Origin of the sequence: Cupriavidus sp. L7L (genome assembly GCF_004353535.1) — a bacterium.
Taxonomy (GTDB): Bacteria; Pseudomonadota; Gammaproteobacteria; order Burkholderiales; family Burkholderiaceae; genus Cupriavidus; species Cupriavidus oxalaticus_A.
Genome location: NZ_SMNY01000050.1, coordinates 16461 through 42616, shown reverse-complemented (window position 1 = coordinate 42616; position 26156 = coordinate 16461). Strand labels below are relative to the sequence as shown.

At 68.9% G+C, this 26156-nt stretch carries 24 protein-coding genes; 12 read left to right on the top strand and 12 right to left on the bottom strand.

What is annotated here, in order from left to right; genetic code table 11:
• The first annotated feature begins 53 nt into the window (after positions 1-53).
• Positions 54-983, top strand: a complete 930-nt coding sequence (locus E1J61_RS32445) for a dihydrodipicolinate synthase family protein (RefSeq protein ID WP_133097947.1) — start codon at positions 54-56, stop codon at positions 981-983.
• Positions 984-1149: 166 nt separating this feature from the next.
• Positions 1150-2724: an aldehyde dehydrogenase (NADP(+)) gene (locus E1J61_RS32440; protein ID WP_133097946.1), complete on the top strand. Its 1575-nt coding sequence runs from the start codon at positions 1150-1152 to the stop codon at positions 2722-2724.
• On the opposite strand, the gene E1J61_RS32435 is transcribed toward E1J61_RS32440, so the two are convergent.
• Both E1J61_RS32435 and E1J61_RS32430 read right to left on the bottom strand, forming a co-directional pair.
• Positions 2721-3647, bottom strand: coding sequence for a LysR family transcriptional regulator (locus tag E1J61_RS32435; protein ID WP_133097945.1), 927 nt, complete (start codon positions 3645-3647; stop codon positions 2721-2723). The genes E1J61_RS32440 and E1J61_RS32435 overlap by 4 nt on opposite strands.
• Positions 3648-3768: 121 nt before the next feature.
• The gene (locus tag E1J61_RS32430) at positions 3769-4257 is read right to left on the bottom strand and encodes a histidine phosphatase family protein (RefSeq protein ID WP_133097944.1); all 489 of its coding nucleotides are present in this window, start codon (positions 4255-4257) and stop codon (positions 3769-3771) included.
• Positions 4258-4424: 167 nt separating this feature from the next.
• On the opposite strand from E1J61_RS32430, the gene E1J61_RS32425 reads away from it, so the two are divergent.
• Both E1J61_RS32425 and E1J61_RS32420 read left to right on the top strand, forming a co-directional pair.
• Positions 4425-5084, top strand: a complete 660-nt coding sequence (locus E1J61_RS32425; RefSeq protein WP_133097943.1) for a dienelactone hydrolase family protein — start codon at positions 4425-4427, stop codon at positions 5082-5084.
• A 123-nt stretch (positions 5085-5207) separates the two neighbouring features.
• The gene (locus E1J61_RS32420; RefSeq protein WP_133097942.1) at positions 5208-6257 is read left to right on the top strand and encodes a phytoene/squalene synthase family protein; all 1050 of its coding nucleotides are present in this window, start codon (positions 5208-5210) and stop codon (positions 6255-6257) included.
• Between the two features lie 18 nt (positions 6258-6275).
• Here E1J61_RS32420 and E1J61_RS32415 read toward each other — a convergent pair whose 3' ends face one another.
• Positions 6276-7454 (bottom strand): FIST N-terminal domain-containing protein, encoded by a 1179-nt coding sequence (locus E1J61_RS32415; protein ID WP_133097941.1) that lies wholly within the window; start codon positions 7452-7454, stop codon positions 6276-6278.
• Positions 7455-7545: 91 nt separating this feature from the next.
• On the bottom strand, positions 7546-8544 hold the full coding sequence (locus E1J61_RS32410; RefSeq protein ID WP_133097940.1) for a tripartite tricarboxylate transporter substrate binding protein: 999 nt from the start codon (positions 8542-8544) through the stop codon (positions 7546-7548).
• Positions 8545-8730: 186 nt separating this feature from the next.
• On the opposite strand from E1J61_RS32410, the gene E1J61_RS32405 reads away from it, so the two are divergent.
• The 3 genes from E1J61_RS32405 to tcuB all read left to right on the top strand — a co-directional run bounded on the left by E1J61_RS32405 (position 8731) and on the right by tcuB (position 12381).
• Positions 8731-9657: a LysR family transcriptional regulator gene (locus E1J61_RS32405; RefSeq protein ID WP_133097939.1), complete on the top strand. Its 927-nt coding sequence runs from the start codon at positions 8731-8733 to the stop codon at positions 9655-9657.
• 128 nt (positions 9658-9785) lie between these two features.
• Positions 9786-11195, top strand: a complete 1410-nt coding sequence (gene tcuA, locus E1J61_RS32400; protein WP_133097967.1) for an FAD-dependent tricarballylate dehydrogenase TcuA — start codon at positions 9786-9788, stop codon at positions 11193-11195.
• Complete coding sequence (gene tcuB, locus E1J61_RS32395) at positions 11182-12381, top strand: tricarballylate utilization 4Fe-4S protein TcuB (protein WP_133097938.1); 1200 nt, start codon at positions 11182-11184, stop codon at positions 12379-12381. The genes tcuA and tcuB overlap by 14 nt, the downstream gene beginning before the upstream one ends.
• 131 nt (positions 12382-12512) lie before the next feature.
• Here tcuB and E1J61_RS32390 read toward each other — a convergent pair whose 3' ends face one another.
• The 5 genes from E1J61_RS32390 to E1J61_RS32370 form a co-directional block, all read right to left on the bottom strand.
• Positions 12513-13520 carry a tripartite tricarboxylate transporter substrate binding protein gene (locus tag E1J61_RS32390; RefSeq protein WP_133097937.1) on the bottom strand — a complete coding sequence of 336 codons (1008 nt, stop codon included), beginning with the start codon at positions 13518-13520 and terminating at the stop codon, positions 12513-12515.
• Between the two features lie 196 nt (positions 13521-13716).
• On the bottom strand, positions 13717-14448 hold the full coding sequence (locus E1J61_RS32385; protein WP_133097936.1) for an SDR family NAD(P)-dependent oxidoreductase: 732 nt from the start codon (positions 14446-14448) through the stop codon (positions 13717-13719).
• Between the two features lie 90 nt (positions 14449-14538).
• Positions 14539-15741, bottom strand: coding sequence for a 3-oxoadipyl-CoA thiolase (gene pcaF, locus E1J61_RS32380; RefSeq protein WP_133097935.1), 1203 nt, complete (start codon positions 15739-15741; stop codon positions 14539-14541).
• A gap of 39 nt (positions 15742-15780) precedes the next feature.
• Positions 15781-16419, bottom strand: a complete 639-nt coding sequence (locus E1J61_RS32375; protein ID WP_063241051.1) for a 3-oxoacid CoA-transferase subunit B — start codon at positions 16417-16419, stop codon at positions 15781-15783.
• 22 nt (positions 16420-16441) lie between these two features.
• Positions 16442-17104, bottom strand: a complete 663-nt coding sequence (locus tag E1J61_RS32370) for a 3-oxoacid CoA-transferase subunit A (RefSeq protein ID WP_195428012.1) — start codon at positions 17102-17104, stop codon at positions 16442-16444.
• Positions 17105-17621: 517 nt separating this feature from the next.
• Here E1J61_RS32370 and E1J61_RS32365 point away from each other — a divergent pair.
• Entirely contained in the window at positions 17622-17861 is a 240-nt protein-coding gene (locus E1J61_RS32365; protein ID WP_133097933.1) for a hypothetical protein, read from the top strand.
• A gap of 41 nt (positions 17862-17902) precedes the next feature.
• Here the strand turns inward: E1J61_RS32365 and E1J61_RS32360 are convergent, their stop codons facing one another.
• Together E1J61_RS32360 and E1J61_RS32355 are read right to left on the bottom strand one after the other, a co-directional pair.
• Positions 17903-20965, bottom strand: a complete 3063-nt coding sequence (locus tag E1J61_RS32360; protein WP_133097932.1) for an AAA family ATPase — start codon at positions 20963-20965, stop codon at positions 17903-17905.
• On the bottom strand, positions 20962-22110 hold the full coding sequence (locus tag E1J61_RS32355) for an exonuclease SbcCD subunit D (protein WP_133097931.1): 1149 nt from the start codon (positions 22108-22110) through the stop codon (positions 20962-20964). Before E1J61_RS32355 ends, E1J61_RS32360 begins: the two co-directional genes overlap by 4 nt.
• Before the next feature lie 111 nt (positions 22111-22221).
• Here E1J61_RS32355 and E1J61_RS38715 point away from each other — a divergent pair, with 111 nt between their 5' ends.
• Positions 22222-22356: a hypothetical protein gene (locus E1J61_RS38715; protein WP_256376149.1), complete on the top strand. Its 135-nt coding sequence runs from the start codon at positions 22222-22224 to the stop codon at positions 22354-22356.
• A gap of 147 nt (positions 22357-22503) precedes the next feature.
• Here E1J61_RS38715 and E1J61_RS32350 read toward each other — a convergent pair whose 3' ends face one another.
• Positions 22504-22710, bottom strand: coding sequence for a dodecin (locus E1J61_RS32350; RefSeq protein WP_029048440.1), 207 nt, complete (start codon positions 22708-22710; stop codon positions 22504-22506).
• Between the two features lie 237 nt (positions 22711-22947).
• On the opposite strand from E1J61_RS32350, the gene E1J61_RS32345 reads away from it, so the two are divergent.
• The 3 genes from E1J61_RS32345 to E1J61_RS32335 all read left to right on the top strand — a co-directional run bounded on the left by E1J61_RS32345 (position 22948) and on the right by E1J61_RS32335 (position 26150).
• Positions 22948-23643 (top strand): phospholipase D family protein, encoded by a 696-nt coding sequence (locus tag E1J61_RS32345; protein WP_133097930.1) that lies wholly within the window; start codon positions 22948-22950, stop codon positions 23641-23643.
• A 127-nt stretch (positions 23644-23770) separates the two neighbouring features.
• Positions 23771-24481, top strand: coding sequence for a dienelactone hydrolase family protein (locus E1J61_RS32340; protein WP_133097929.1), 711 nt, complete (start codon positions 23771-23773; stop codon positions 24479-24481).
• A gap of 121 nt (positions 24482-24602) precedes the next feature.
• Entirely contained in the window at positions 24603-26150 is a 1548-nt protein-coding gene (locus E1J61_RS32335) for an acyl-CoA synthetase (protein WP_133097928.1), read from the top strand.
• Positions 26151-26156: the final 6 nt, after the last annotated feature.

The following is a 26156-nucleotide window of genomic DNA, read 5'->3' as shown; positions in this document are numbered from 1 at the left end:
GATTGACTGCCCAGAACCCGCGCCGGCCGCGTGCCAGCCGCAAGGAGGAGACCATGACCCGATTCCAGCCGCCCGTCTACCGCGGCGTATTCCCGGTAGCGCCAACCATTTTCGACGAGCAAGGCGGTCTCGACCTCGACGGCCAGCGCCGCTGCATCGACTTCATGATCGACGCCGGCTCGCACGGCATCTGCATCCTGGCCAACTTCTCCGAGCAGTTCGTGCTGACCGACGACGAACGCAGCGTGCTGATGAAGACCGTGCTCGAGCACGTGGACGGCCGCGTGCCGGTGATCGTCACCACCACGCATTTCAGCTCGCGCATCTGCGCCGAGCGCAGCCGCGCCGCGCAGGACGCCTGCGCCGCCATGGTGATGGTGATGCCTCCCTACCACGGCGCCACCATCCGCGTGCCCGAGCGCGGCATCTACGACTTCTTCGCCACCGTCTCCGATGCCATCGACATCCCCATCATGATCCAGGACGCGCCGGTCAGCGGCACCACGCTGTCCGCGCCCTTCCTCGCCCGCATGGCGCGCGAGCTGGCCAATGTCTCGTACTTCAAGATCGAAGTGCCGCAGGCCGCGGCCAAGCTGCGCGAACTCATCGAGCTGGGCGGCGACGCCATCGTTGGCCCGTGGGACGGCGAGGAGGCCATCACGCTGATGGCCGACCTGGAAGCGGGCGCCACCGGCGCGATGACCGGCGCGGGCTTCCCGGACGGCATCCGCCAGGTCCTGGATGCATGGCAGGCCGGCGACGCCGAGCTGGCGGCGCAGCGCTACCAGCAGTGGCTGCCGCTGATCAACTACGAGAACCGGCAGGGCTGGCTGGCAACCAGCAAGGTACTGATGAAGGAAGGCGGGGTGATTGCCTCGGATGCGGTAAGGCATCCGCTGCAGCCGATGCATCCGGCCACGCGCGAGGGGCTGCTGAAGATTGCGCGGCGGCTGGATCCGCTGGTGCTGCGCTGGGGGCGGTAAGGAAGCGCCACGCATCTTGTAGCGCCGGCCCTCTCCCCCGGCCCTCTCCCGCGTAGTGGGAGAGGGCCGGGGGAGAGGGCAAGAGCCTCCACGAAGTCGCGGCGGGTAACCAATGCCACTGCGCATACTCCATCGCTAGCCACAACACCCTTTCAAAGGACCAACCATGACCCTCACCGGCGAACTCCTGGTCGGCCGTCAATCCGTACCCGGCACCCACGGCACCCTCCACGCCATCGACGCAACCACCGGCGCAACGCTCGAACCCGCCTTTGGTGGCGCCACGCTGGCACAACTCGACCAGACCTGCGCCCTCGCCTGGCAGGCCTTCGACACCTATCGCGAGATCGCGCCCGCGCGGCGCGCCGACTTCCTCGAAGCCATCGCCGGCAACATCCTGGCGCTGGGCGATGCGCTGATCGAGCGCTGCGTCAGCGAATCGGGCCTGCCGCGCGCCCGCATCGAAGGCGAGCGCGGACGCACCGTGGGCCAGCTGCGGCTGTTCGCCGGCATGCTGCGCCAGGGCGATTTCCTTGAGCTGCGCGTCGACCCGGCCCAGCCCGAGCGCCAGCCGCTGCCGCGCCCCGACCTGCGCCTGCGCCATATCCCGCTGGGCCCGGTCGCGGTGTTCGGCGCCAGCAACTTCCCGCTGGCGTTCTCGGTGGCGGGCGGCGATACCGCATCCGCACTGGCCGCCGGCTGCCCCGTCATCGTCAAGGCGCATCCTGCGCACCCCGGCACCTCCGAACTGGTCGGCCGCGCCATCCAGAAAGCGGTGGCGGAACTGGACCTGCCCGAAGGCACCTTCTCCTTGCTCTTCGATACCGGATTGGAAATCGGCCAGGGGTTGGTGGCGGACCACCGCATCAAGGCAGTCGGCTTCACCGGCTCGCGCGCCGGCGGCCAGGCGCTGATGGCGATCGCCGCGGCGCGCCAGGAGCCGATTCCCGTCTATGCGGAGATGAGCAGCATCAATCCGGTGCTGCTGTTCCCACACGCGCTGGCCAACCGCGCGCAAGCCATCGGCACGGCGTTCGCCAGCTCGCTGACGCTGGGCGCCGGACAGTTCTGCACCAACCCCGGACTGGTGCTGGCGGTGGAAAGCGAGGGCCTGGACCAGTTCCTGGAAGCGGCGGCGGCGAGCCTGGCGGACATCGGCGCACAGAACATGCTGACCGCCGGCATCCTGCGCGCCTTCTGCAACGGCGTGGGCACGCTCGCGCAGCATCCGCAGGTACAGCTGGTGGCGCGCGGCAAGGCAGGCAATGCGCTGCAAGGTCAGGCGGCACTGTTCAGCACCAGCGCCGAGGCCTTCCTGGCCGACGAGACGCTGCGCCATGAAGTCTTCGGCGCGTCGTCACTGGTGGTGCGCTGCCGCGACGCCGCGGAAATGCGGCGCGTGGTCGAATCGCTGGAGGGCCAGCTTACCGCGGCGCTGCATATCGACCCCGCCGACCACGACGCGGCGCGCACGCTGCTGCCCGCGCTGGAGCGCCTGGCGGGCCGCATCCTGGTCAACGGCTTCGGCACCGGCGTTGAAGTCGGACATGCCATGGTCCACGGCGGCCCCTGGCCGGCTACGTCGGATGGCCGCTCGACCTCGGTCGGCAGCCTGGCGATCGCGCGCTTCGTGCGGCCGGTCAGCTACCAGGACATGCCGGCGGACCTGCTGCCCGCGTCGCTGCGCCCCGACAGCGAACAGCGCCATCTCTGGCGCCTCGACGGCAAGCCGCAGCGCTAGCGCGACAGCGCCCGCAGCGTATCGATCAGCAGGCTCATCGATGCGGTCGGCGGGCGCCCGCGCCGCGTGACGATGCCGTACGGCCCCAGTTTCCGCGGCAGCGGCAATGGCAGCACCGCCAGCGCGCCCAGGCGGCCGTAGTAAGCCGCCACCGACTCCGGCAGCACCGCGATCAGCTCGCTGTCGGCCAGCAGCGACGTGGTCATCAGCACCGCGGCGGTCTCGATGGTCGACGGCGGCGCCGGCACGCCGGCATCCTCGAACGAGCGGTCGATCAGCGCGCGCATCGGGCTTGGCCGTGGCTGCATGATCCACGGGTAGCTTGTCAGTTCCGCGAACGACAGCTTGCGCCGCCGCGCCAGCGGATGTTGCGGCCCGAGCACGATCGCCAGCCCCTCGTCGCCAAGCTGCTCGAACTCGAGGCCGCTGCTGTCCCAGCCATCGGGCACGCGGCCCAGCACGATATCGAGCTGGTCGCGCTCCAGCAGCGGCACCAGCAGGTCGCTGGTCTCCACCTGCACCGCCACCTCCAGCCGCGGATGATCGCGATTCAGCCGGCGGATCACCTCGGCCAGCAGGCCCGGCGTCGGCGCCATCACCGCGCCGACCCGCACGCGCCCGATCTTGCCCGACTCCAGCGCCACCAGCTCGTCGCGCAAGCCATCCATGTCGGCAAACACCAGCCGGGCGTAGCGCGTGGCCGCCATCCCGAAGCGCGTCGCACGCAGCCCGCGCGCATGGCGCTCGAACAACGGCACGGCCAGCAGGTCTTCCATATCCTGCAGCATCTTGCTGACCGCGGGCTGGGTCAGCGTCAGCGCTTCGGCGGCCTGCCGCAGCGAGCCGCGTTCCTCCACCGCCAGCAGCAGGCGCAGGTGCTGCATCTTGAGGCGGCCGTGGAGTGTGCTGACGGGTGGGATCATGGGTGGGACGAGGGGCAGAAAAGCGTGAAGGCCGGCTTGCGCCTGCGATCACAAATTCTTATCGCTTCGTCCCGGATGGTCAAGCCGGAGATATCGCTGCAAAGCCCACGCCGACATTCGACTACGACTTCTTGGGCGAATCCAGCGAGACTTTCGACGGGGTGATTTCCCCGACATCCGTCCATGCCTTGGTGTCGAAACGGAATTTGGCGACGGCGCAGGTCGGCATGTCGCTGATCTCGTCCGACAAGCGCTGCGCGAAGTCAGTGAACTCGGGGTTGTGACCGAACAACATCACGCTGCCAAGCTTCTTGTCGAGCGCATGGACGACAGCGAGCAGGTCATCCGCGCTGCTGGCGTACAGCCGGTCTTCGATCTCGATGTCCTTGCGGGCAATGCCGAGTTCGTCGGCGATCAGGTGCGCCGTGGTCAGCGCGCGCACGGCCGGACTCGACACGAGCAGGTCTGGCTTGACCTTGCGCTCGGCCAGGCGCTTGCCCATCTCCGGGGCGTCGCGCAGGCCGCGATCGTCAAGCGGACGCTCGCGGTCGGGCAAGGACGGGTCATCGCGACTTGACTTGGCGTGGCGGACGAGAAACAGGGTCTTCATGGCCCCTCCTGATGCATCGGGATGTTGGTCGACTGTTGTTCGATTGCGGGCGTCCGCGGACCAGCAGACGAAGGCTGGCCTCGCCGCCACGCTCGCCCTATAGTGGACTGCGATGGGGCCGATTGCAACGCGGGCAGCGTCGAAGCACCATCTTCCGGAGGGCGGCCATGCGTAGCAGCAGTGCAGATGCCAGCGAGGTTGTGATCCCCGCGGATGGCGTGGCGTTGCAAGGCATGCTGGCCTTGCCGCCAGGCGCAGGCGCCCTGGTATTGTTTGCGCACGGCACCGGCAGTTCGCGGCATAGTCCGCGCAATCGGTACGTGGCCGCCGAACTCAACCGCTGCGGCATGGGAACGCTGTTGATGGACCTGCTCATGCCGGAGGAGGACCAGGTGCAGGCGATCCGCTTCGACGTCGGGCTGCTGGCCAAGCGGCTGGCACAGGCGACCGACTGGGTGGCGCGGCAGCAAGGCGTGCCACCGCGGTTGGGCTACTTCGGCGCCAGCATAGGTGCCGCCGCGTCGATCCGTGCCGCGAGCCAGTCGCCGATCCCGATACACGCCATCGTTTCACGAGGCGGCAGGGTCGACCTGGCGGGCGCCGACGCCCTTGCGAGCCTGTCCACGCCGACCATGCTGATCATCGGCGGACTCGATGTGAGCGTCATTGAACGGAATGAGTTCGCCTTTGCCCAGCTCAAGTGCCAGAAGAAGCTGGTAATCGTGCCCGGCGCCTCTCACTTGTTCGAGGAGCCCGGCGCACTGGAATCCGTCGCCCGCCTGGCAGCGCAGTGGTTCGAGCGTTATCTGGGCAAGGCCTCGCCCTGACCACGGGGCCTGCGGATCCCGGGATCCGCTTTTCGCGCCAAAGGTACAATGCGCCCGGGCCCGGCCTGACGGCCGGGCGGGCCATGCCATTCCGCAAACCTCTCTGGGAACAGGACACCACCCATGCGCGAACCCAGCCGGGAATTCCTCCTCGGTCCGCTGCTCAAAGGCGTTTCGCGTTCGTTCTACCTCACGCTGCGCGTGCTCCCTGCCCGGATGCGCGATCCGGTCGGCCTGGCCTACCTGCTGGCGCGCGCTGCGGACACGATTGCGGATACGGCGCTGGTTGCGCCGGAAAGGCGGCTGGCGTTGCTGCTGTCCTTGCGTGACCAGGTCAACGGCAACCCGGATGGCGCAGCGCCGGCGCTCAGCATCGCGACGGAAATGGCTCGCCACCAGGAGCATTCGGATGAGCGGATCCTGCTGGAGTCGCTCGATCCCGCGCTGGCGGTGCTGACGCAGCTGGAACCGGCTGACCGGCAAGCGGTGAGGCAGATCGTTTCCATCCTCAGCGAAGGCATGGAGTTCGACCTGCGCACGTTCCCCGACGAGCGCGCCGGCCGTCTCGTGGCGCTGCCTGACCTGGCGGCGTTGGACCACTACACCTACATGGTCGCCGGTTGCGTTGGCGAATTCTGGACCCGCATGACCGCGGCGCATGTGCCGGGTGCGATCAATGGCGACCTCGGCGCCATGCTGCGCAGTGGGGTCCGCTTCGGCAAAGCCTTGCAGATGACCAATGTGTTGCGCGACTGCGGCAAGGACCTGCGCATCGGCCGGTGTTACCTGCCGGCGTCGCTACTGGTTCAGCACGGGCTGGGCCCCCAGGACTTGCTGCTGCCTGACGCCTCGCAACGCGCGCGTGCCCTGATGCGTTCGCTCGCCGGCATGACGCTGGCGCATTTTCATGAGGCCATGGCATACACGCTGGCTATCCCTAAGCGTTTCGTCCGGCTGCGGCTGGCCTGCCTGTGGCCGATCCTGATCGGCATGGAGACCCTGCTGCTGCTGGTGCGCAATGAGTACTGGCTGGACCCGGCCCGCGCCTCGAAGATGCCGCGCCGCGAGGTCTACCGCATGGTTGCGGCTTCGCTTCCGATGATCTGGTCGAACGGCTTGCTGCGCAGCTGGTTTGCGTGCCAAACGCGCAGCATCGAAAACGTCATCCGCTGACTCGGGCGCCAGGTCCGTTCAATGGCTGGTGAAGACCGTCAGCACCCCCGTATAGCCATAGAGGTGATCCCTCGCGATCTCGCCGCCGGCGAAGAAGCCGGCCAGCGGCAGGTCGCCCAGCGCAGCGCGCACGGTTTGCAGTTCGGCATGCGGCGCGCCGAAATGCGGCCCGCCCCGGCCCGAGCAGCTGATATAGAGCGCGCCACGCGCGTGGCCGCCGCCGTGTTCGATATCCGTGCGGATTTCCGTGGCGATGCGTTCCAGGTCCGCGCGCGCCGCGGCGGCGTTGCGCATGCAGAATGCCAGCCGCATGCCGGGCGCGACCTGGTCGGCAAGCGCGAGCACGCGATGCTGCACATCGAGGCCGATCAGGTGGCGCACCAGCGTATCCGCGCCGAACCGGCCCGGCTGCACCGGCGCATCGTCGGTGGCAGCGTTCAGGCCCGCAAGCGTTCCCGACAACGCTGCCGCCATCGCTTCCACGGGTGCGTCGCGCTCGACGCCCAGGTCCTGCAGCACGCAATCCAGCGCGGGCTTGCCGTCCAGCGCGAACAGCAGGTTGTGTTCGCTGCGCGTGACCGCGCGTGCCGGGCCGATCGGCTGGCAGCCCTGCGTGACGCGGGAGACGAGTTCGACTTCCGGGCCAAACAGCACGCCGGACAGGCCACCGGAATACACGCCGTCGGCAATATGCAGCGTACGGTTGCGTGCCGAGCTCAGTCCGCCGAACAGGTAGCCGGTGGCGGTACGCACGCTCAGCTCGTGCAGCAGCTCCTGCACGTCGGGTGTGCTGCCTTCGGCATGCACCAGCGCGGTATGGGGAACGAAGCCCGACGACGCGGCCGGCAAGGGCTGGCGTCCCGAGAACAGCTGGAAGGCCTGGCGCGGAAGCGGCGCTGCCAGCAGCACCATCGCCGGCTGGTCGAAGTACTCCACGCCGCTCGCCGACACGCCGAGGCCAACCGTGCCGACCCACGACACCCCGGGCCAGTTCTGCTGCAACGCGGCAAGGATCGCCTCGGCGGCGAGCGCGTAGTAATCGCTCAGGTAGCACCAGCCGAGCGTCAGCGGCGGCGCATGATCCAGCCGCGCCTGGCGCAGCAGGTCCTGCGTGTCCAGCTGCCTCTGGCAGTCAGCCAGTGCGACCTGCCACTCGACATGGGCGGCGTCAGCGTGAACAAAGGTCAGGTCATGCATGGCTTGCCTCCGGGTCCAGGCTGGCGTCATACCATTGGACTGCGGCAGGCAGCGGGTGTTCAGGTCCCGCGTCGATGCGCGTGGCCCTGGCTTAGTCCGCCTTCGCCCCCGACTCGCGTGCGACCTTGACCCACTTGTCGGTCTCGGCGCGGATAAACGCCGCGAGCTGCGCCGGCGTCATGTCGCCGGCGGTCACGCCCTGCTCTTCGAAGCGCTTCTGCACATCCGGCGCCTTCAGCAGCTTGCCCAGTTCCGCCGACACCCGCTGCCCGATCGCCGCCGGCGTACCGCGCGGCGCCATCAGCGCGAACCACGTGGTGACTTCATAGCCTTTCACGCCGCTCTCGGCCAGCGTCGGCACGCCCGGATAGGCGCCTGAGCGCTTCGCGGTGGTGACGGCCAGCGCCTTGACCTTGCCGCTGCGCACGTGCTGCGAGGCCGACGGGCTGGTCTCGATCGCCATCTGGATCTGGCCGGCGATCAGGTCAGTCATCATCGGCGCGCCGCCCTTGTACGGCACGTGCGCGATATCGGTCCCGGTGAGCGAGCGGAACAGCTCGCCGGACATGTGCTCGGTGCTGCCGATGCCGGCCGAGCCGTAGTTGACCTTGCCGGGGTGCGCCTTGATGTAGGCGATCAGCTCCGGCACCGACCGCGCCGGGATGGCGGGATTGACCACCAGCACGTTGGGCGTCAGCGCCACCAGCCCCACGGGATCGAGGTCGCGCGTGAACTCGTACGGCAGGCTCTTGTAGACGGCCGGCGCCATGGTGTGCGCCACGGTGGCGAGCAGGAAGGTATAGCCGTCGGGCTGCGCGCGCGCGACATTGGCCGCGCCAATGGTGCCGCCGGCGCCGGGGCGGTTGTCGATCACAACGGGCTGCTGCAGCGCCTCGCCCAGCTTCTGGCCGACGGTGCGCGCGAGGATGTCGGTGGTGCCGCCGCTGGCGAAGGGCACCACCAGCGTGATCGGCTTGGTCGGCCAGCTGTCGGCAGCGAATGCGGAAGTGATGGCGGCGGGATTGCCCAGCACGGCGCCGGCGGCCAGCGCCGCAAGCACGCCGCGGCGGATGCGCGAAACGGAAGGCATGCAGTCTCCTTTGCGGGAAGTCATGTTGTTATGGGACGGCGGGCGGGCGCCCGCTTCTGGTGGTGCGACTCTACGCAGCCGCCATGGCGCGCGCCATCGGGCGGGCGTTAAGGGGTCTTCAGGATTCGTGAACCGCGACGGGTTTTCCGCTACCATGCCGCCAATTTGCGGCAGCGGGGATGCGACATGGAACTGAGGCAATTGCGCTACTTCGTCAGCGTGATCGAGCATGGCAGCATGGGCAAGGCGGCGCTGGAGCTTGGCGTGGTCACTTCCGCGCTGAGCCAGCAGATCAGCCGGCTGGAAAGCGAACTGTCGACGCGGCTGCTGCAGCGCACCTCGACCGGCGTGGTCGCCACCGATGCCGGCCTGGCCTTCTGGCGCCAGGCCCAGCTGGCGCTGCGCCATATCGACGACGCTGCGCTCGCGGCCCGGCAGGCGCGCTTGTCCGGCCATGTCAGCGTGGGGCTGCCGCCCAGCACGGCGGGGGTACTGGCGCTGCCTTTCATGCAGGCCATGCGCGAGCGCTACCCCGACGTGCGGCTGCGCATGGTGGAGAGCCTGTCTGGCTATCTCGGCGCCATGCTGAGCGCGCGCCAGATCGACCTGGCGGTGCTGTTCAGCGAGGAGCCGGCGCAGCGCTGGAGCGTGCTGCCGCTGCTCGACGAGCGCCTGTTCGTGATCGGCGCCGAAGGGCTGGCCGGGATGCCGCGCGGAGAAAGCACCTCGGTGGCGGCGCTGGACAAGCTGCCGCTGATCCTGCCCAGCGGCTCGCACGGCTTGCGCGCACTGGTCGCCGCCTGCTTCCGGCAGGCAAAGCGCGAGCCGCAGGTGGTGGCCGAGATCGATGGCCTGGCGATCCTGATGGATGCCGTGCAGGGTGGCCTGGGCGCCACCATCCAGCCCGGCGCGGCGCTGGCGCGCAGCCAGGGCATGCCCTACCGTAGCGTGCTGCTCACCGACACCGGCGCGACCCGCCCCAACCTGCTGGTGAGCCTGTCCGACGATGAGCTATCCCCGGCGGGGCTGGCCGCGCGCGTGGTGCTGGCCGACGTGGCCGCCACGCTGGTGCGCGAAGGGCGCTGGCCGGGGGCCACGCTGCGCCCTCGCTGACGCCTTCGGGATTGTCCCCGCCAGGGCTTCACGAAAGCTGAAGCCCCCTTGCCGCGGCCCTGATGGCGGCTGTGCGCCTTGCCGGCCAAGATGGCGCCAGCAAGGAGACAATCCCGATGGTCGACGTATTGGTGGACGTATTGATTATTGGCGGCGGCAACGCGGCCCTGTGCGCGGCGCTGATGGCGCGCGAAGCCGGGGCCTCGGTGCTGCTGCTCGAATCGGCGCCGCGCGCCTGGCGTGGCGGCAATTCCCAGCACACCCGCAACCTGCGCTGCATGCACGACGCGCCGCAAGACGTGCTGGTCGATGCCTATCCCGAGGAAGAGTACTGGCAGGACCTGCTCAAGGTCACCGGCGGCATCACCGACGAGCACCTGGCGCGGCTGGTGATCCGCGCCTCGTCCACCTGCCGGCCGTGGATGCGCAAGCATGGCGTGCGCTTCCAGCCGCCGCTGTCGGGCGCGCTGCATGTGGCGCGCACCAACGCCTTCTTCATGGGTGGCGGCAAGGCGCTGGTCAATGCGTATTACCGCAGCGCCGAGGCGATGGGCGTGCAGATCCGCTATGAAACGCCGGTCGACGCGATCGAGATGGATGGCGACCGCTTCGTCGCCGCGCGCAGCGGTGGCCAGCGCTTCACCGCGCGGTCCTGCGTGCTGGCCGCCGGCGGCTTCGAGTCCAACCGCGAATGGCTGCGCGAGGCCTGGGGCCGGAACGAACGCGGCGAATGGCCCGCCGACAACTTCCTGATCCGCGGCACGCGCTTCAACCAGGGCGTGCTGCTGCGGCACATGATCGAAGCCGGTGCCGATGCCATCGGCGATCCGTCGCAATCGCACTGCGTCGCCATCGATGCGCGCGCGCCGCTCTATGACGGCGGCATCTGCACGCGCATCGACTGCGTGTCGCTGGGCATCGTCGTCAACCGCGACGCCGAGCGCTTCTATGACGAGGGCGAGGACTTCTGGCCCAAGCGCTATGCGATCTGGGGCCGGCTCGTGGCGCAGCAGCCGGGGCAGATCGGCTATTCGATCATCGACAGCAAGGCCGTCGGCCGCTTCATGCCGCCGGTATTTCCCGGCGACAAGGCCGACACGCTGCCCGAACTCGCGCGCAAGCTCGGGCTGCCGGAGGCGCAGTTCGTGCGCACCGTGCAGGACTACAACACCGCGTGCCGCGTCGGCACGTTCGACCATACCGCGCTGGACGATTGCCATACCGAGGGCCTGGCACCGGCCAAGACGCACTGGGCACGACCGCTGGACCAGGCGCCGTTCTACGGCTATGCGCTGCGGCCGGGCATTACCTTCACTTACCTGGGGCTAAAGGTGAACGACCGGGCCCAGGTGCATTTCGGCGGCAGGCCGAGCGGAAATCTATTTGTGGCAGGAGAAATGATGGCGGGCAACGTGCTGGGCAAGGGATATACGGCCGGAGTCGGCATGTCGATCGGCACCGCCTTCGGGCGCATTGCCGGCACGCAAGCCGCGCGGGCAGCTGGGATCAACTCGGGAGCGATCCATGCAGAAGCTTGAAGCCCTGGCGCGAGAGGCCGCCGATCTGGCAGGCGCAGACGCTGTCGCCAGGCATGGCAACGCACGCGTGATCCGGGTGCTGCCGCTGACCGACAACGAAGCCGAAGTCGCGCGGCAGATGCAGATCTGCAATGCCTGCCGCTATTGCGAAGGGTTCTGCGCGGTGTTCCCGGCGATGACGCGGCGGCTTGAGTTCGGCAAGGCCGATGTCAACTACCTGGCGAACCTGTGCCACAACTGCGGGGCGTGCTACCACGCTTGCCAGTATGCGCCGCCGCATGACTTTGGCGTCAACGTGCCGCAGGCGATGGCCAGGGTGCGGCTGGAGACGTACAGCGAATATGCGTGGCCCGCGCCGCTGGGCAAGCTGTACCAGCGCAACGGCCTGACGGTAGCGGTGGCGCTGGCGATCGGGCTGGCATTGTTCCTGGTGCTGGCGGTGACGACGGGCGGTGCCCTGTGGCAGCGGCATGCCGGCGGCAACTTCTACGCGGTGTTCCCGCACAACACGCTGGCGGCGATGTTTGGCGCGGTGTTTGGGTTCTCGGTGCTTGCGCTCGGGGTCGGCGTGCGGCGCTTCTGGCGCGATGTGTCGGCCGGGACGGCGTCAGCGCCTGCGGTGGCCGAGGCGGCGAAGAACGTGCTGGCGCTGACCTACCTGGACGGAGGTCATGGCGATGGATGCAATGAGGCGAGTGATCGCTTTACGCTGGCACGGCGGCGCTTCCACCATTTCACGTTCTATGGCTTCATGCTGTGCCTTGCCTCGACGGCGGTAGCTACCGGGTACCACTATCTGCTGGGCTGGCATGCGCCGTATCCGGTTGCCAGCCTGCCGGTGCTGCTGGGTATCGCTGGCGGGTTGGGGCTGTTGATCGGGCCTGCGGGCTTGCTATGGCTGAATCTCCGGCGGCATCCGATGCAGGGGGATGTGCGCCAACGCCCGATGGATCGGGGTTTCATCGCGCTGTTGTTGCTGACCAGTGCTACCGGGCTCGGGTTGCTGGCGTTGCGTGACACGTTGGCGATGCCGTTGCTACTGGCGGTGCATCTTGGCGTGGTGATGGCGTTGTTTGCGACCCTGCCGTATGGGAAGTTTGCGCACGGGATCTATCGTAGCGCGGCGCTGCTCAAGTCCGCGATGGAGAAGCGGCATGGGGGCGGGCCGCAGCTGGGAAGCGATTGAGGCTTGTAAGGTCGGGCGTCTGACCCTGGCCACCAAAAAGCAAAACCCCACATTCCGAAGAATGTGGGGTTATCAACCATCTGACCAGCCCGACGGGACCGGCGATTTTCCAGGCTAAGAAAGCTTCAGGCTCAGTCTACCGTAGCACCCGAAGCCTTCACAACCTTCGCCCACTTGGCGGTTTCCGACTTCATGAACGCGGCCAGCTGCGCCGGCTTTTCCGGATTGGGTTCAGCGCCCTGGTCGGCCATTTGCTTCTTCACTTCCGGCATGGCCAGGATCTTGACCACTTCCGCGTTCAGGCGATCGACGATCGGCTGCGGCGTGCCGCCCGTGGCGTACAGCGCGAACCACGAAGTCGCCTCATAGCCCGGCACGCCCGACTCGGCCACGGTCGGCACGTTCGGCAGCGCCGGCGAGCGCTTGGCCGAAGTCACGGCGATCGCACGCAGCTTGCCCGCCTTCACATGCGGATACGACGACGGCATGTTGTCGAACATCAGGCCGATCTGGTTGCCCAGCAGGTCATTCACCGCCGGCGCGCTGCCCTTGTACGGAATGTGCTGGATATGCAGGCCGGTCATCGAGTTGAACAGCTCACCCGACAGGTGCATCGACGAGCCGCTGCCCGACGAGCCATACGACAGCTTGTCCGGATTGGCCTTCACGTAGGCGATCAGTTCCTTGACGTTGTTGACCGGCACCTTGGGGTTCACCACCACCAGGTTCGGCACCATCGCCACGCGGGTGATCGGCGCGAAGTCCTTGACCGGGTCATACGGCAGCTTGGAATACAGCGACTGGTTGATCGCGTGCGTGCCGATGGTGCCCATGAACAGCGTGTAGCCGTCGCCCGGCGCCTTGGCCGCCAGCGAAGCGCCGATGTTGCCGCCCGCGCCCGGACGGTTGTCGATCACCACCGGCTGGCCGAGCGCCTTGCCCAGTTGCAGGCCGACGATGCGGGCCAGGATGTCGGTGGTGCCGCCGGCCGAGAACGGCACGATCAGCGTGATCGGCTTGGTCGGGTAGCCGCCTTGTGCGTGCGCGGCGCCAGCGAAGCCGGCAAAGGTGGTGGCCAGCGCCACGCCGGCGGCGAGCAGGCGGCGGCGCGTGGTGGAGGTCTGGGAATCGTGTCTCATCGGTATTACTCCGGTAAAGCTGTCCCAACGGAGATTGGGGCCCGTGCAGGACGTTGTGCTGAAATGGCGTGATTGCCGTTCCCGAACGGATGCCGCGCACTCGCGCGCATCCCGGTTGACGGCCCGGCTCCGGGCCGCCATGCGTGACGTTTGGTTAACGTCTCTTCTTGTCGAATCTTTGAGTGCCGGCGCGCGCTTATACCGGCGCAACGCCCAGCGTGGTGCCGCCGCACACGTACATCACCTGGCCGGTGACGAAACCGTTGTCCGGCGACAGAAAGAACAGCGCGGCGCGCGCGACGTCTTCCGGGGTGCCCATGCGCTTGACGGTGATGCTGGCAAGGATGCGTTTGGTCTGCTCGGCGCCTTCCGGGTTGCTCTTGCGGAACAGCTCGGTGGCGATCGGGCCCGGGGCCACCGCGTTGACGGTGATGCCGTCGCCGCCAAGTTCCATCGCGAGCGTGCGGGTCATGCCGATCAGGCCGGCCTTGGTGGCCGAGTACACCACGCGCTCGGGCTTTCCCAGCGCGGCGCGCGAGGCCATGTTGACGATGCGGCCGAAGCCTGCGGCGCGCATCGCGGGCAGGCAGGCTTGCAGCAGCAGCAGCGGCGCTTGCAGGTGCAGGCCGGTCACGTAATCCAGGTCGGCAACGGTGGCGCTGTCGGCGGTGCCGGGACGGGTGGCGCCGGCATTGTTCACCAGGCGCGTGACGGCAAAGCGCGACGTGACCTGCTCGGCCACGGCGCGGGTCGCGTCGGCGTCGGTCAGGTCGGCCTGGAAAAAGGTCATGTTGGGATGCGACCAGGCCGGCGCGGCGTAGTCGACATTGACCACCTGGGTCACGCCATCGGCCAGCAGCATTTCGCAGATGGCGCGGCCGATGCCGGAACTGCCGCCGGTGACGAGGGTGGCTACGGGGAGGGACATCTTTGACTCACTTTCAGGACTACCGCGGTCTTGCTCCCTCTCCCGCAAGCGGGAGAGGGGAGCCAACACTCAGCAATGCGACGACAACGATTAAACGCGCTCGATCACCATCGCAATACCCTGGCCCACGCCGATGCACATCGTGCACAGCGCGAAGCGGCCGCCGGTGCGGTGCAGCTGGTACATCGCGGTGGTCACCAGGCGCGCGCCGCTCATGCCGAGCGGGTGGCCCAGCGCGATCGCGCCGCCGTTCGGGTTGACGCGCTTGTCGTCGTCGGCCACGCCCAGTTCGCGCAGCACAGCCAGGCCCTGCGCGGCGAACGCTTCGTTCAGCTCGATCACGTCGATCTGGTCCAGCGTCATGCCCAGTTGCTTGAGCAGCTTCTGCGTCGCCGGTGCCGGGCCGATGCCCATCACGCGCGGCGCCACGCCGGCGGTGGCCATGCCGACGATGCGCGCACGCGGGGTCAGGCCGTGTTGCTTGATGCCGGCTTCGCTCGCCAGCAGCAGCGCGCAGGCGCCGTCGTTCACGCCCGAGGCGTTGCCGGCGGTGACGGTGCCGTCAGGGCGGACCACGCCGCGCAGCTTGGCCAGCGCTTCCATGCTGGTGGCGCGCGGGTGCTCGTCGCGCTCGACCACGATCGGGTCGCCCTTCTTCTGGGCGATGGTGACCGCGGTGATCTCCTGCGCCAGCGTGCCGTCGGCCTGCGCGCGCGAAGCCTTCTCCTGGCTGCGCAGCGCCATCAGGTCCTGGTCTTCGCGGCTGATCTTGTAGTCGGTGGCGACGTTCTCGGCGGTCTCGGGCATGGAGTCCACGCCGTAGGCCGCGCGCATGGCCGGGTTGATGAAGCGCCAGCCGATGGTGGTGTCGAAGATCTGCGCATCGCGCGAGAAGGCGCTGGTGGCCTTGCCCATCACGAACGGGGCGCGGCTCATGCTTTCCACGCCGCCGGCGATCATCAGCTGCGCTTCGCCCGCCTTGATGGCGCGCGCGGCGGTGCCGGTGGCGTCCATGCCGGAGCCGCACAGGCGGTTGATGGTGGCGCCCGGCACGTCCTGCGGCAGGCCCGCCAGCAGCGACGACATGCGCGCCACGTTGCGGTTGTCTTCGCCGGCCTGGTTGGCGTTGCCGTAGATCACGTCATCGATGGCCTTCCAGTCGACATTGGGATTGCGGGCCATCAGTGCCTTCAGCGGCACCGCGCCGAGGTCATCCGGGCGCACCGCGGACAGGCTGCCGCCGTAGCGGCCGATGGGCGTGCGGATGGCGTCGCAGATAAAGGCTTCGGTCATGGTGTGTCTCTCTCTTTGTGATGGATATCGATGCGGCGCTCAGGCCTGCTTCAGGGGCACGCCGGTCAGGCGCTGCAGTTCTTCAAAACTCAGGCCTTCCACCAGGTCGCGCGCGACCAGGCCGTCGGGGGTCACGTCGAGCGTGGCAAGGTCAGTGTAGATGCGCGTCACGCAACCGATGCCGGTCAGCGGATAAGTGCACTGCGGCACGATCTTGCTTTCGCCCTGCTTGGTCTGGTGTTCCATCATCACGAACACCTGCTTGGCGCCGATCGCCAGGTCCATCGCGCCGCCCACGGCGGGGATGGCGCCGGGCGCGCCGGTGTGCCAGTTGGCCAGGTCGCCCTTTTCCGACACCTGGAACGCGCCCAGCACGCAGAAGTCGAGGTGGCCGCCGCGCATCATCGCGAACGAATCGGCGTGGTGGAAGTACGAGCCGCCCGGCTTGATCGTCACCGGCTGCTTGCCGGCGTTGATCAGGTCGCCGTCTTCCTCGCCGGCAGCGGGCGCGGGGCCCATGCCGAGCAGGCCGTTCTCGCTATGCAGCAGGATTTCCTTGTCTGCGGGCAGGTGGTTGCCGACGAGCGTCGGCAGGCCGATGCCGAGGTTGACCACGGCTCCTTCCGGAATGTCTTTGGCCACGCGGGCGGCCATCTGGTCGCGGGTCAGGCGTTGCATGCTGTTTCTCCTGTTGCCGCGCTCAGGCGACCTTGACGACGCGCTTGACGAAGAGGCCCGGCGTCACGATGTGTTCGGGGTTCATCTCACCCAGCTCGACAACCTTGTTGACCTGCACGATGGCGCACTTGGCGGCCATGGCCATGATCGGGCCAAAGTTGCGCGCGGTCTTGCGGTAGGTGAGGTTGCCCCAGCGGTCGGCGGTGTCGGCCTTGATCAGCGCGAAGTCGGCGTGGATCGGCGATTCGAACACGTAGCCCTGGCCATCGATGATGCGGGTCTCCTTGCCCTCTGCCAGCGGCGTGCCGTAGGCGGTGCGGGTAAAGAAGCCGCCGATGCCGGCGCCAGCAGCGCGGATGCGCTCGGCCAGGTTGCCCTGCGGCACCAGTTCCAGCTCGATCTCGCCGGCGTGGTAGAGCGAGTCGAACACGTACGAGTCCGTCTGGCGCGGGAACGAGCAAATGATCTTGCGCACGCGCCTGGCCTTCAGCAGCGCAGCCAGGCCGGTGTCGCCGTTGCCGGCGTTGTTGTTGACGATGGTCAGGTCGCGCGCGCCTTGCTCGATCAGCGCGTCGATCAGTTCCGCGGGCATGCCTGCGAGGCCAAAGCCACCAATGAGGATGGTGGCGCCGTCGTGGATGCCGGCCACCGCCGCTTCCACCGTGTCGTATAGCTTGTTGATCACTTGCGTTTCCAGGTCGGAAGATCCGCAGGCTACCAGAGCGGGCCGCAAGGCGCGGCGCATGAAAGACGGTCTCCGATAGTCCTGCCGGAAGGATGTTCGTTCGCAGCCGGCGGCATTGGCGCCGCCAGTACCGCCCGTTGAACGGTCCAGCAGTCTGCGTGGTGTTGTTTGGGGCCGCGCGGTTGCCACGGCCGCGATCCGAAAGCCGCCAGCGGTTGGCTGGCCATTGTTCGCTATTAGAACTTGAATTCGCAGAATGAACAGGTTACACCTGCGCGCGGGCGACGGTCAACCAGTGGGCCCGCCCAGGGCACACACGGTGGGCGATCACCGCGCGAGGTGACGGCGGCTTCCCGTGTAGGACAGAACCGACAGGGGAATCGGTTCGCTGTCGATGTTGCGCCGGGGTCGCGGGGACTATCGTTGAATCAGAGGAAGGCAGCGCCCGCACAGCAGCCCCCGGACCACCCGGCTCAGGCGCGCCACCAGGCAACAGACAAGAACGAGGAGTCAGACCATGGCCACCGCCAATGTCCCGAATGCCTCCACGCAACATGCCGCAGCCCTTGCGCGCATCCTGCAGGTTACGCAGCAGGCGTGGGGATTGGGCCAGGAAAACAAGCGAAGCATCGCGTCCGCGACAGGTCTCGGCGTTGCGCCCAAGCTGTCGCGCCGCGCGCGGCTGGCGCGGGCCGCCGCACGCGCGTTCGAGGCGCAGGTCATGGCGATCCGGTGCCGCCAGGTGTTCGTCGGCTGAGCGGCATGCCGGCCACCCCGGCCGGCAAATACGCAAATATCTCAGGCCGCGGCCGCCACGCCGCTCAGCGTGGCGCGGCTGCCGCCAACCCCCGGCCGCACTTCCAGACGCACGTCGATGCGCTCGCGCAGTTCTGCCACGTGCGAGATGATCCCTACCAATCGGCCGGCTTGCTGCAGGTCGAGCAGCGTGCGGATGGCAAAGTCCAGGCTTTCCGGATCCAGCGTGCCGAACCCTTCGTCAACGAACAGCGTATCGAGCTGGATGCCGCCCGCGCGCGACTGCACCACGTCGGCCAGGCCAAGAGCCAGCGACAGCGACGCCAGGAAGCCTTCGCCGCCCGACAGCGTATTGGCCGGGCGCGGCGCCCCGGTGTCGTGGTCGAACACTTCAATATCCAGCCCGCCTGCACTGCGCTGGTCGGCCTGCTCGCGCACGCGCTGCAGCACATAGCGGCCCCGGCTCATCGCCAGCAGCCGCGCCGACGCGGCTTCCAGCACCTCGTCAAGCAGCGTTGCCAGCACGAAGCGCTGGAAGGTCATGCGGCGCGGGTTGTTGCCGTTGGCCACCTCGGCCAGCCGGCCCAGCACCGCATAGCGGGCTTCGATATCGCGGCCCTGCGCGTCGAGCTGCTGCAGGCGCAACTGGCATTGCTGCAGCGTGTCGCGCGCGCGGCCGCGATCCGCCTGTTGCCGGACCAGGGCTTCGACTGCGTCGGCGGCGGCCTGCCCGGCGGCGCGCAATCCGTCCAGGTCCGGCACGCCGAGCCCTTGCGCGGCGGCGTCGGCGCGCTCGCGCAGCCGGGCGGCGGAGACCAGCTCCATATCGAATGCACGCAGCGCCTGGTCGATACGCGCCATCTCGGCATCGGGCAGGCTGGCCGCGGCATGCGCCCGTGCATCGGCAAGACCTTCACGCGCCAACGCTTGCGCCAGCGCGCCTTCCGACTCGGCAAGGCGCGCGGCGGCTTGCGCCTGGGCCTGCCGGGCCGAGCCGAGCGCGGCCTGCGCGGCGGCGGCATCGGTGGCTGCCTGCCGTTCCGCCGCCTGCGCGGTGGCGAGCGCGTGCTCCAGCGCCGCGGCATCGGCCTGGGCCTGGCGCAGGGCTTCGGCCAGCGCCACCGGATCGCGCGAGTCTTCGGGAACCTGCGCGCAGGCAACCTGCCATTCGACCTGGCACTGCGCCAGCGCTTGCGAAGCCGTTTCCGCTGCGGCGGCGGCTTCGCGGCCGGCGAGCTCCGCCGCCTCGCGCGCGGCGCGGCTGGCGGCGATGGCGGCTTCGCACTGGCCAACGCTGGCCGCTGCCTGCTGGCCTGCTGCCAGCGCGGCTTCCAGCGTTGCCATGTCTGTCTTCAGCTGCCGCGCGGCCTCCTCCGAGACATCGCCCAGGGCCTGCGCGAGTTCCTCGGCGCGCTCGCGCGCCTGCAAGCTGGCGGCCTGCGCGGCTTGTAGCTGGCCGGCGCAACGCACCGCCTGCGACTCGGCCTCGAGCATGGCGCCGCGCGCCTGCTCCAGCGCCTCATCGGACAGCGGTGTCTCGACATGCTGCGCCGGCGTGGGATGCGCACTGCTGCCGCATACCGGACACGCCTCGCCGGTGGCGAGCAACGCCGCCAGCCGGGCCGCCTGGCCGGCGCGCCACGCGGCTTCGGCTTCGGCCAGCGCGGCACGGCGGCGTTCGCGCATGCGGTCGGCCAGTTGCAGCGCCGCTTCCACGTCGGCTGCCTGCGCGACGGCATTGGCGAGCGCCTGCATCGCCTGCGCGTGACGGCTGAATTGCCGCGACTTTTCCTGCAGCGCGGCGAGCTGCAGTTGCGTGCCTTGCAGCTGCGCGGCAGCCAGCTGTGCCTGCCCGAGCGCGGCCTCCGCCGCCACGGCCTCGGCCTGGCTCGCCGCCAGCCTGGCGGCGGCACGCTCGCGCGCCGCGGTGGTGGCGGCTTGCTTCTGCTGTGCCGCCTCCAGGGCCTCGCGCAGCGTGCCGAGCTGGCGCGCGCGCGGCAGCATGGCGTCCAGTTCCGCGCAGCGCCGCTGCGCGGCCGAGCGCAATCCGGCACGGCCGGTCTCGGCCTGCAATGCGGCGGCGGCCTGCGCCGCCTGCTGCGTGGTGCGTGCCGCGCCCGCTTCGGCCTGCTCAAGCGCGGTTCCGGCCGCAGTGAGGTCCCGCTGCGCGAGCTGCCACTGCTGCAATGCCGGGTTGACGCGTGCCGCCCGCTGCGCCGCCTGCAGCCGCATGCGTTCGGCCTCCATCACGGGTTGCTGTGCCAGCAACGCCGTGTGCGCGGCTTCGGCCTGCTGGCGCTCCTGCAGCCGCGCCGCGACCTGTTCGCCCGCGCCCAGCGCCGCCTGCGCAGCAGCCAGCGCCTGGCGTGCGCCCTGCTCCTGTGCCTGCAGCGCATGCATTTCCGCCTGCAGCGCGGCAATGCCGTCGGCAAGCGCCTGCGCGCTCTCCATGCCGGCCTGCCGCAGCGCTTCGTCGCGCTGGATGCCGATGCGCTCGGCATCGCGGCGGATGCCGGCCGCCTGCGTCTTCAGCAGTTCTTCCACGCGGCGATAGAGCTCGGTCCGGAACAAGCGCTCCAGGATCGCCTGCCGCGCCTGCGAACTGGCGGTCAGCAGTTCGCGGAAGCGCCCTTGCGGCAGCACGATGACCTGGCGGAACTGCGCGCTGTCGAAGCCGAGCAGCTCGCGGATGGCATCGCTGACCTTGCCCGGCTGGCCAGCCTTGCTGACCCAGCCATTGCCGTCATGCTGGTCGAGCTGCGCCTTGGCCGGCTCCGTCAGCCAGCCCTCGCCGCGCTGCTTGGGCCGCTCCTGCGCGGGCGAGCGCACCACGCGCCAGCGTTGCGCGCCCAGGCTGAATTCCAGCGTGACCTCGGTGCGCAGTCCCGGCGCGGCGTTGGCGCTGCGCATGGCCTGCGCACTGCGCTCGCCGCCGGAGGTATCGCCATACAGCGCAAAGCAGATGGCGTCGAGCAGCGTGGTCTTGCCGGCGCCGGTGGGGCCGTGGATCAGGAAGAAGGCCTGGTCGCCGAGCCGCGTGAAATCGACCTGCTCGGTCGCGGCAAACGGCCCGAAGGCCTGCAGGGTCAGGTGCAGCGGTCTCATGCCGACTCCCGCTCCGCCGCCGCCATGCCGGCCAGCACATGGTCCAGCACCTCGCGGTGGCCCGGCTCCAGCTCGGCATCGGCCACCTCGCGGAAAAAGCTGGCAAACAGCTCGCCGGTGCCAAGCTGGCGCAGCTGGCGGCCCGCTTCCGAGGCCGTGCCGCTGCGCGCCAGCACCGCGCGCTCGATCGCCAGCGCATTGGGGTAGACCTGGCGCAGCTTGGCCATGGGGTCGAGCAGCGCGCCGGCATCGGTCAGGCGTGCATGGATATAGTCGTCGCGCTGCGGGTCATCTGCGCCAGCGGCAAGCAGCGCGGCCAGTTCGCCTTCCACCACGCGCACGTCGCGCAGCGGCTGCAGCGGCACCGGCGTGATCGAGACGGTGCCATCGCCATCGAGCTCGATGCGCGACACCGACTTGTCGTGCGCGCATTCGGACAGCGAGTACTTGAGCAGCGAGCCGGCGTAATGGATGCGGCCCCCGCCAAGCGTCTGCGGCCGGTGCAGGTGGCCCAGCGCGACCAGGTCGAAACCGGCGAACAGGTCGGCCGCCACGGCGCCGCTGCCGCCGACCGACAGCGGCCGCTCCGATTCGCTGGCCGCGCCGCCGACCACGAAGGCATGGCCCACCACCACCGCGCGCACGCCCGGGGGATGGACCGCGCGGATCGCGTCGAGCTGCGCGCGCAGCGCGGCTTCGTGCGAGGGCAGATCGGCGCCCATGGCGTCGCGCACCACCGCGGGCTCGGCATAGGGCAGCGCGTAGACGCGCACTTCGCCGTGCGCGTCCTGCAGCGTCACGCTGGCGGCCTCGGCCAGCGTGCGGCCGGCCACGTGCAGGCCCTGCGCGCGCATCAGGCGCGCGCCGAATTCCAGCCGCTGCGCGCTGTCATGGTTACCGGCGATCATCACCACCGGAACGCCGGCATCGACGACAATGCGGCCCAGCACGGCGTCGAGCAGCGCCACGGCCTCGGGCGGTGGCACGGCGCGGTCATAGACGTCGCCGGCGATCAGCACGGCGTCGGGTCGTTCAGCTTTGACCAGTTCAACGAACTGGCCAAGGATATGGGCCTGGTCTTCCAGCAGGCTGCGGGCATGGAAGAGCCGGCCGAGATGCCAGTCGGCGGTGTGCAGGAAACGCAATCTGGGATCCGGTGGATTTTGCGCGCATGTGGCGCGCGAACCCAGCATGATAAATCGTCGCGGTGCCTGCATGCCGTTCAGCGACGGTTCAGCCGCGCCGGCGCATCATCCGTGAAGACCAAGCAGAAGGTGTGGCCGGCGCAGAAGCCCGTCGACGCCAGCACCACGGTGGAGCTGGTCGGCGAGTACGACAAGGAGCTGATCGGCGAATCGCACTTCGACGTGAAGGAAATCCGCCTGCCTTGATCGTTGACCGCGCGGGCATGCGCCCGTCGGGGATTGCGCCGCAGTTGACCGCGGCGAACGGGCCGCCGCCGGCCGCTCTGTAAATGCAGGAGGCCAAGCAGTCCGAAGCAGGAACGATACGCGGCGCAAGCCGCGAGCGCGCCGGGCTCAGGTCACGCGGAAGCCGACCTTCAGCGTGACCTGGAAATGAGCGATCTTGCCGTTCTCGATATGGCCGCGCGTTTCCACCACTTCGAACCAGTCGATGTTCTTGATGGTTTCGCCAGCCTTGGCGATGGCGCTGCGGATCGCCGCATCGCAGCCATCCGGCGAAGAGCCGACGATTTCGACCAGCTTGTAGGTATGGTTCGACATGTCCCTCTCCTTGGCGGGCAGGCCCGCGGGGTTCCATCCATCATAGGCGCCATGCGCCGATAGTCCCAAGGCCGGTGCCGCCGGCGCATATCCTGTTACACATCGCCCTTTGCCAGTGGCGTATGCGGCTGCTACGCTGCGGTCCCGCGCACCACAGCCCGCGCCGCGCGGCGCGCGCAGGCTGTCCCTGACCGAAGCCAGCATAAACGTCGCGACCTACGCGCCCTGACTTACCGAATGTTCCGCCGTACCGTACTGGGCCTTGCCCTCGCCGCCGCCGTATCGGCCTTCACCTCGTTCAGCCCCTTCGCCCTGATCGCGCATGCGCGTTCGGCGTCCGGCTTCGACCAGGTCACCGAGTCCATCACCAACAGCATCAGCGACACCTTCAGCGAAGCGGTAGCGAAGCACCTGCCTTCGCGGTCCGGCAAGCCAGCGCAGCCGCCCGAGGCCAGCCCCGCGCCGAGCAAGGCGTTCGCGCAGGGCAGCGGCTACACGCTGTGCTTCGTGCCCGACGGTGCGAGCTGCCAGGCGCTGCTGGTCAATGCCATCCGCAGCACGCGCCGGCAGCTGCTGATCCAGGCTTACTCGTTCACCAGCGCACCGATCGCCGAAGCCGTGGCGCAGGCGCACCGGCGCGGCGTGGACGTGCGCGTGATCCTCGACAAGAGCCAGCAGTCGGAGCGCTATACCAGCGCCACCTATCTCAAGCACGCGGGCGTGCCGGTGGTGATCGACAACAAGCCCGCGATCGCGCACAACAAAGTGATGGTGTTCGACGAACAGGCAGTGTTCACCGGCTCGTTCAACTTCACCAAGTCGGCGCAGGAGCGCAATGCCGAGAACGGCATGCTGATCCGCGGCGATGCGGCGGTGGTGAAGGCCTATACCGACAACTGGCACAAGCGCTACCGGCAATCGCGCGCATATTGAGCGCTTCCCTGACCCGGCAAACGACAGCGCCGGCACGACGGCGCGCGCGGTGGCAAACTTGCGGCTGGCGCGCGGCACGCGCCGCGCGTTCCGCCTACCTAGCGAGCCATTCCGGAGAGCCTTTGCCATGACAGCCATTCCCGACAGCCAATGGATCCGCGTCGACAGCGACGCGGGCAGCTTCGACGCCTACCTCAGCCTGCCGCCGGCGGGCGTCCGGCCCGGCGCGCCCGGCATCGTGCTGCTGCAGGAAATCTTCGGCGTGAACGAACACATCCGCGCGGTGGCTGACCAGTACGCCGCCGACGGCTATGCCGTGCTGGCGCCCGACGTGTTCTGGCGCGACGCGCCGCGCGTCGAACTGGGCTACGCCGGCGACGACATGACGCGTGCGCTGGCGCTGCGCCAGGCGGTCGACATCGAAGCCGCGATGGGCGACATCGCCGCCACCGTGCAGGCGCTGCGCCAGCGTACCGGCGCCGGCAAGGTCGCAGCGGTGGGCTACTGCTTCGGCGGCCTGCTGTCGTACCTGAGCGCGGCGCGCGGGCTGGTCGACGCGGCGGTGCCGTACTATGGCGGCGGCATCCAGAACCAGCTGCAGGAAGCGGCGAACATCCGCGTGCCGGTGCAGTTCCACTACGGCGCGCTCGACGCGCACATCCCGCCCGAGGCCGTGCAGAGCGTGCGCGACGCGGTGGCCGGCAAACCCGGCACCGAGATCCACGTCTACGGCAACGCCGACCACGGCTTCAACTGCTGGGCGCGGGCCTCGTACCACCAGCCCAGTGCCGCGCTGGCACACGGGCGCGCGCTGGCCTTCCTGGCGCAGACGCTGTAACAGGCCACCCGGGGGCGCTCGCCCCCTGCGCCGCCTTGCCAGGGCGAGGCGGCAGCCCTTATCCTCGGCGCTTGGCTTCAAAGACTTGCTGGACCCTCAAACCATAACGACGGAGACCACCATGCAGTCAGAGCAGCAGCGCGCCCTGCGCAACACCATCCCCGACGCCATCGCCCGCGCGGTGCGGCGCAGTCCCGCCAAGACCGCGCTCCGCTTCGGCGAGCGGGCCTGGAGCTACCGCGAACTCGACCTCGCCGCCGCCCGCGTGGCCGGCGCGCTGGCACGATGGGGCCTGCGCCCCGGCGACCGCGTCGCGGCCTTTGGCAAGAACTCGGATGCGTACGTGCTGCTGTGGCTGGCCTGCCTGCGCAGCGGCCTGGTCCATGTGCCGGTCAACTTCTCGATGACGCGAGCGGAGGCGGAATACCTCGTGACGCAGTCGGGCGCCAGCGCGATCTTTGCCGACCCGGCACTGGCGGCGCGCATCGAAGGCCTGCCGTGCCGCATCGGCGGCACGCTGCATGGCGGCGGCAGTGCGCGCGATATCCTCGCCGCGGCAGCCAGCGGGCCCGAAGCACCAATACTCGACAGCCTCGCCGACACCACGCCGGCGCAGATCCTGTACACCTCCGGCACGACCTCCGCACCCAAGGGCGCGGTGCTGACCCACCGCGCGCTGCTGGCCGAGTATGTCAGCACGATTGACGCCTGCGACATCCGCGCCACGGACTATTCGCTGGCAGCGCTGCCGCTGTACCACTCGGCGCAGATGCACGTGTTCCTGATGCCGCTGCTGCTGTGCGGCGGCACCACGCTGATCGCCGACAGCCCCGAGGCGGGCTACTGCCTGCGCACCATCCACGCGGAAGGCATCACCAGCTTCTTTGCCCCGCCCACGGTCTGGATCTCGCTGCTGCGCCATGCCGAGTTCGAGCCCGCCAGGCTCGGCGCGCTGGTCAAGGCCTACTACGGGGCATCGATCATGCCGGTGCCGGTGCTGCTGGAGTTGCAGCAGAAGCTGCCGGCGCTGCGCTTCTACAACTGCTACGGGCAGAGCGAAATCGGGCCGCTGGCGACAGTGCTGGGCCCCGACGAGCATGCGGCGCGGCCCGCGTCGGCAGGACGGCCGGTGCTGAATGTCGAGACGCGCATCGTCGACGAGACCATGCAGGACGTCCCTCCCGGCGAGCTCGGCGAGATCGTGCACCGCTCGCCGCAACTGCTGACCGGGTACTGGGACAAGCCGGAGCAGACCGCCGAAGCCTTTGCCGGCGGCTGGTTCCATTCCGGCGACCTCGGCTACATGGATGCCGAGGGCTACCTGTACGTGGTCGACCGGATCAAGGACGTGATCAATTCAGGCGGCGTGCTGGTCTCGAGCCGGGAAGTGGAGGAGTGCCTGTACACGCATGGCGCGGTGGCCGAAGCGGCGGTGTTCGCGCTGCCGCATCCGAAGTGGGTCGAGGCAGTGGCCGCGTGCGTGGTGCGCAAGCGCGGCCAGGAGGCCAGCGAAGAGGCGCTGATCGCGCATGCGCGCGAAGCGCTGGCGCCGTTCAAGGTGCCGAAGCGCATCGTGTTCGTCGACGACCTGCCGCGCAATACGGCCGGCAAGCTGCTCAAGCGCCAGCTGCGCACGGATTACGCGCAGCTGTTCAGCACCGAAGCCTAGCCGGCC

Coding starts and splice junctions, on each gene's coding strand:
- E1J61_RS32445 (WP_133097947.1), top strand. CDS start 54: ATGACCCGATTCCAGCCGCCCGTCTACCGCGGCGTATTCCCGGTAGCG.
- E1J61_RS32440 (WP_133097946.1), top strand. CDS start 1,150: ATGACCCTCACCGGCGAACTCCTGGTCGGCCGTCAATCCGTACCCGGC.
- E1J61_RS32435 (WP_133097945.1), bottom strand. CDS start 3,647: ATGATCCCACCCGTCAGCACACTCCACGGCCGCCTCAAGATGCAGCAC.
- E1J61_RS32430 (WP_133097944.1), bottom strand. CDS start 4,257: ATGAAGACCCTGTTTCTCGTCCGCCACGCCAAGTCAAGTCGCGATGAC.
- E1J61_RS32425 (WP_133097943.1), top strand. CDS start 4,425: ATGCGTAGCAGCAGTGCAGATGCCAGCGAGGTTGTGATCCCCGCGGAT.
- E1J61_RS32420 (WP_133097942.1), top strand. CDS start 5,208: ATGCGCGAACCCAGCCGGGAATTCCTCCTCGGTCCGCTGCTCAAAGGC.
- E1J61_RS32415 (WP_133097941.1), bottom strand. CDS start 7,454: ATGCATGACCTGACCTTTGTTCACGCTGACGCCGCCCATGTCGAGTGG.
- E1J61_RS32410 (WP_133097940.1), bottom strand. CDS start 8,544: ATGCCTTCCGTTTCGCGCATCCGCCGCGGCGTGCTTGCGGCGCTGGCC.
- E1J61_RS32405 (WP_133097939.1), top strand. CDS start 8,731: ATGGAACTGAGGCAATTGCGCTACTTCGTCAGCGTGATCGAGCATGGC.
- tcuB (WP_133097938.1), top strand. CDS start 11,182: ATGCAGAAGCTTGAAGCCCTGGCGCGAGAGGCCGCCGATCTGGCAGGC.
- E1J61_RS32390 (WP_133097937.1), bottom strand. CDS start 13,520: ATGAGACACGATTCCCAGACCTCCACCACGCGCCGCCGCCTGCTCGCC.
- E1J61_RS32385 (WP_133097936.1), bottom strand. CDS start 14,448: ATGTCCCTCCCCGTAGCCACCCTCGTCACCGGCGGCAGTTCCGGCATC.
- pcaF (WP_133097935.1), bottom strand. CDS start 15,741: ATGACCGAAGCCTTTATCTGCGACGCCATCCGCACGCCCATCGGCCGC.
- E1J61_RS32375 (WP_063241051.1), bottom strand. CDS start 16,419: ATGCAACGCCTGACCCGCGACCAGATGGCCGCCCGCGTGGCCAAAGAC.
- E1J61_RS32365 (WP_133097933.1), top strand. CDS start 17,622: ATGGCCACCGCCAATGTCCCGAATGCCTCCACGCAACATGCCGCAGCC.
- E1J61_RS32360 (WP_133097932.1), bottom strand. CDS start 20,965: ATGAGACCGCTGCACCTGACCCTGCAGGCCTTCGGGCCGTTTGCCGCG.
- E1J61_RS32350 (WP_029048440.1), bottom strand. CDS start 22,710: ATGTCGAACCATACCTACAAGCTGGTCGAAATCGTCGGCTCTTCGCCG.
- E1J61_RS32345 (WP_133097930.1), top strand. CDS start 22,948: ATGTTCCGCCGTACCGTACTGGGCCTTGCCCTCGCCGCCGCCGTATCG.
- E1J61_RS32340 (WP_133097929.1), top strand. CDS start 23,771: ATGACAGCCATTCCCGACAGCCAATGGATCCGCGTCGACAGCGACGCG.
- E1J61_RS32335 (WP_133097928.1), top strand. CDS start 24,603: ATGCAGTCAGAGCAGCAGCGCGCCCTGCGCAACACCATCCCCGACGCC.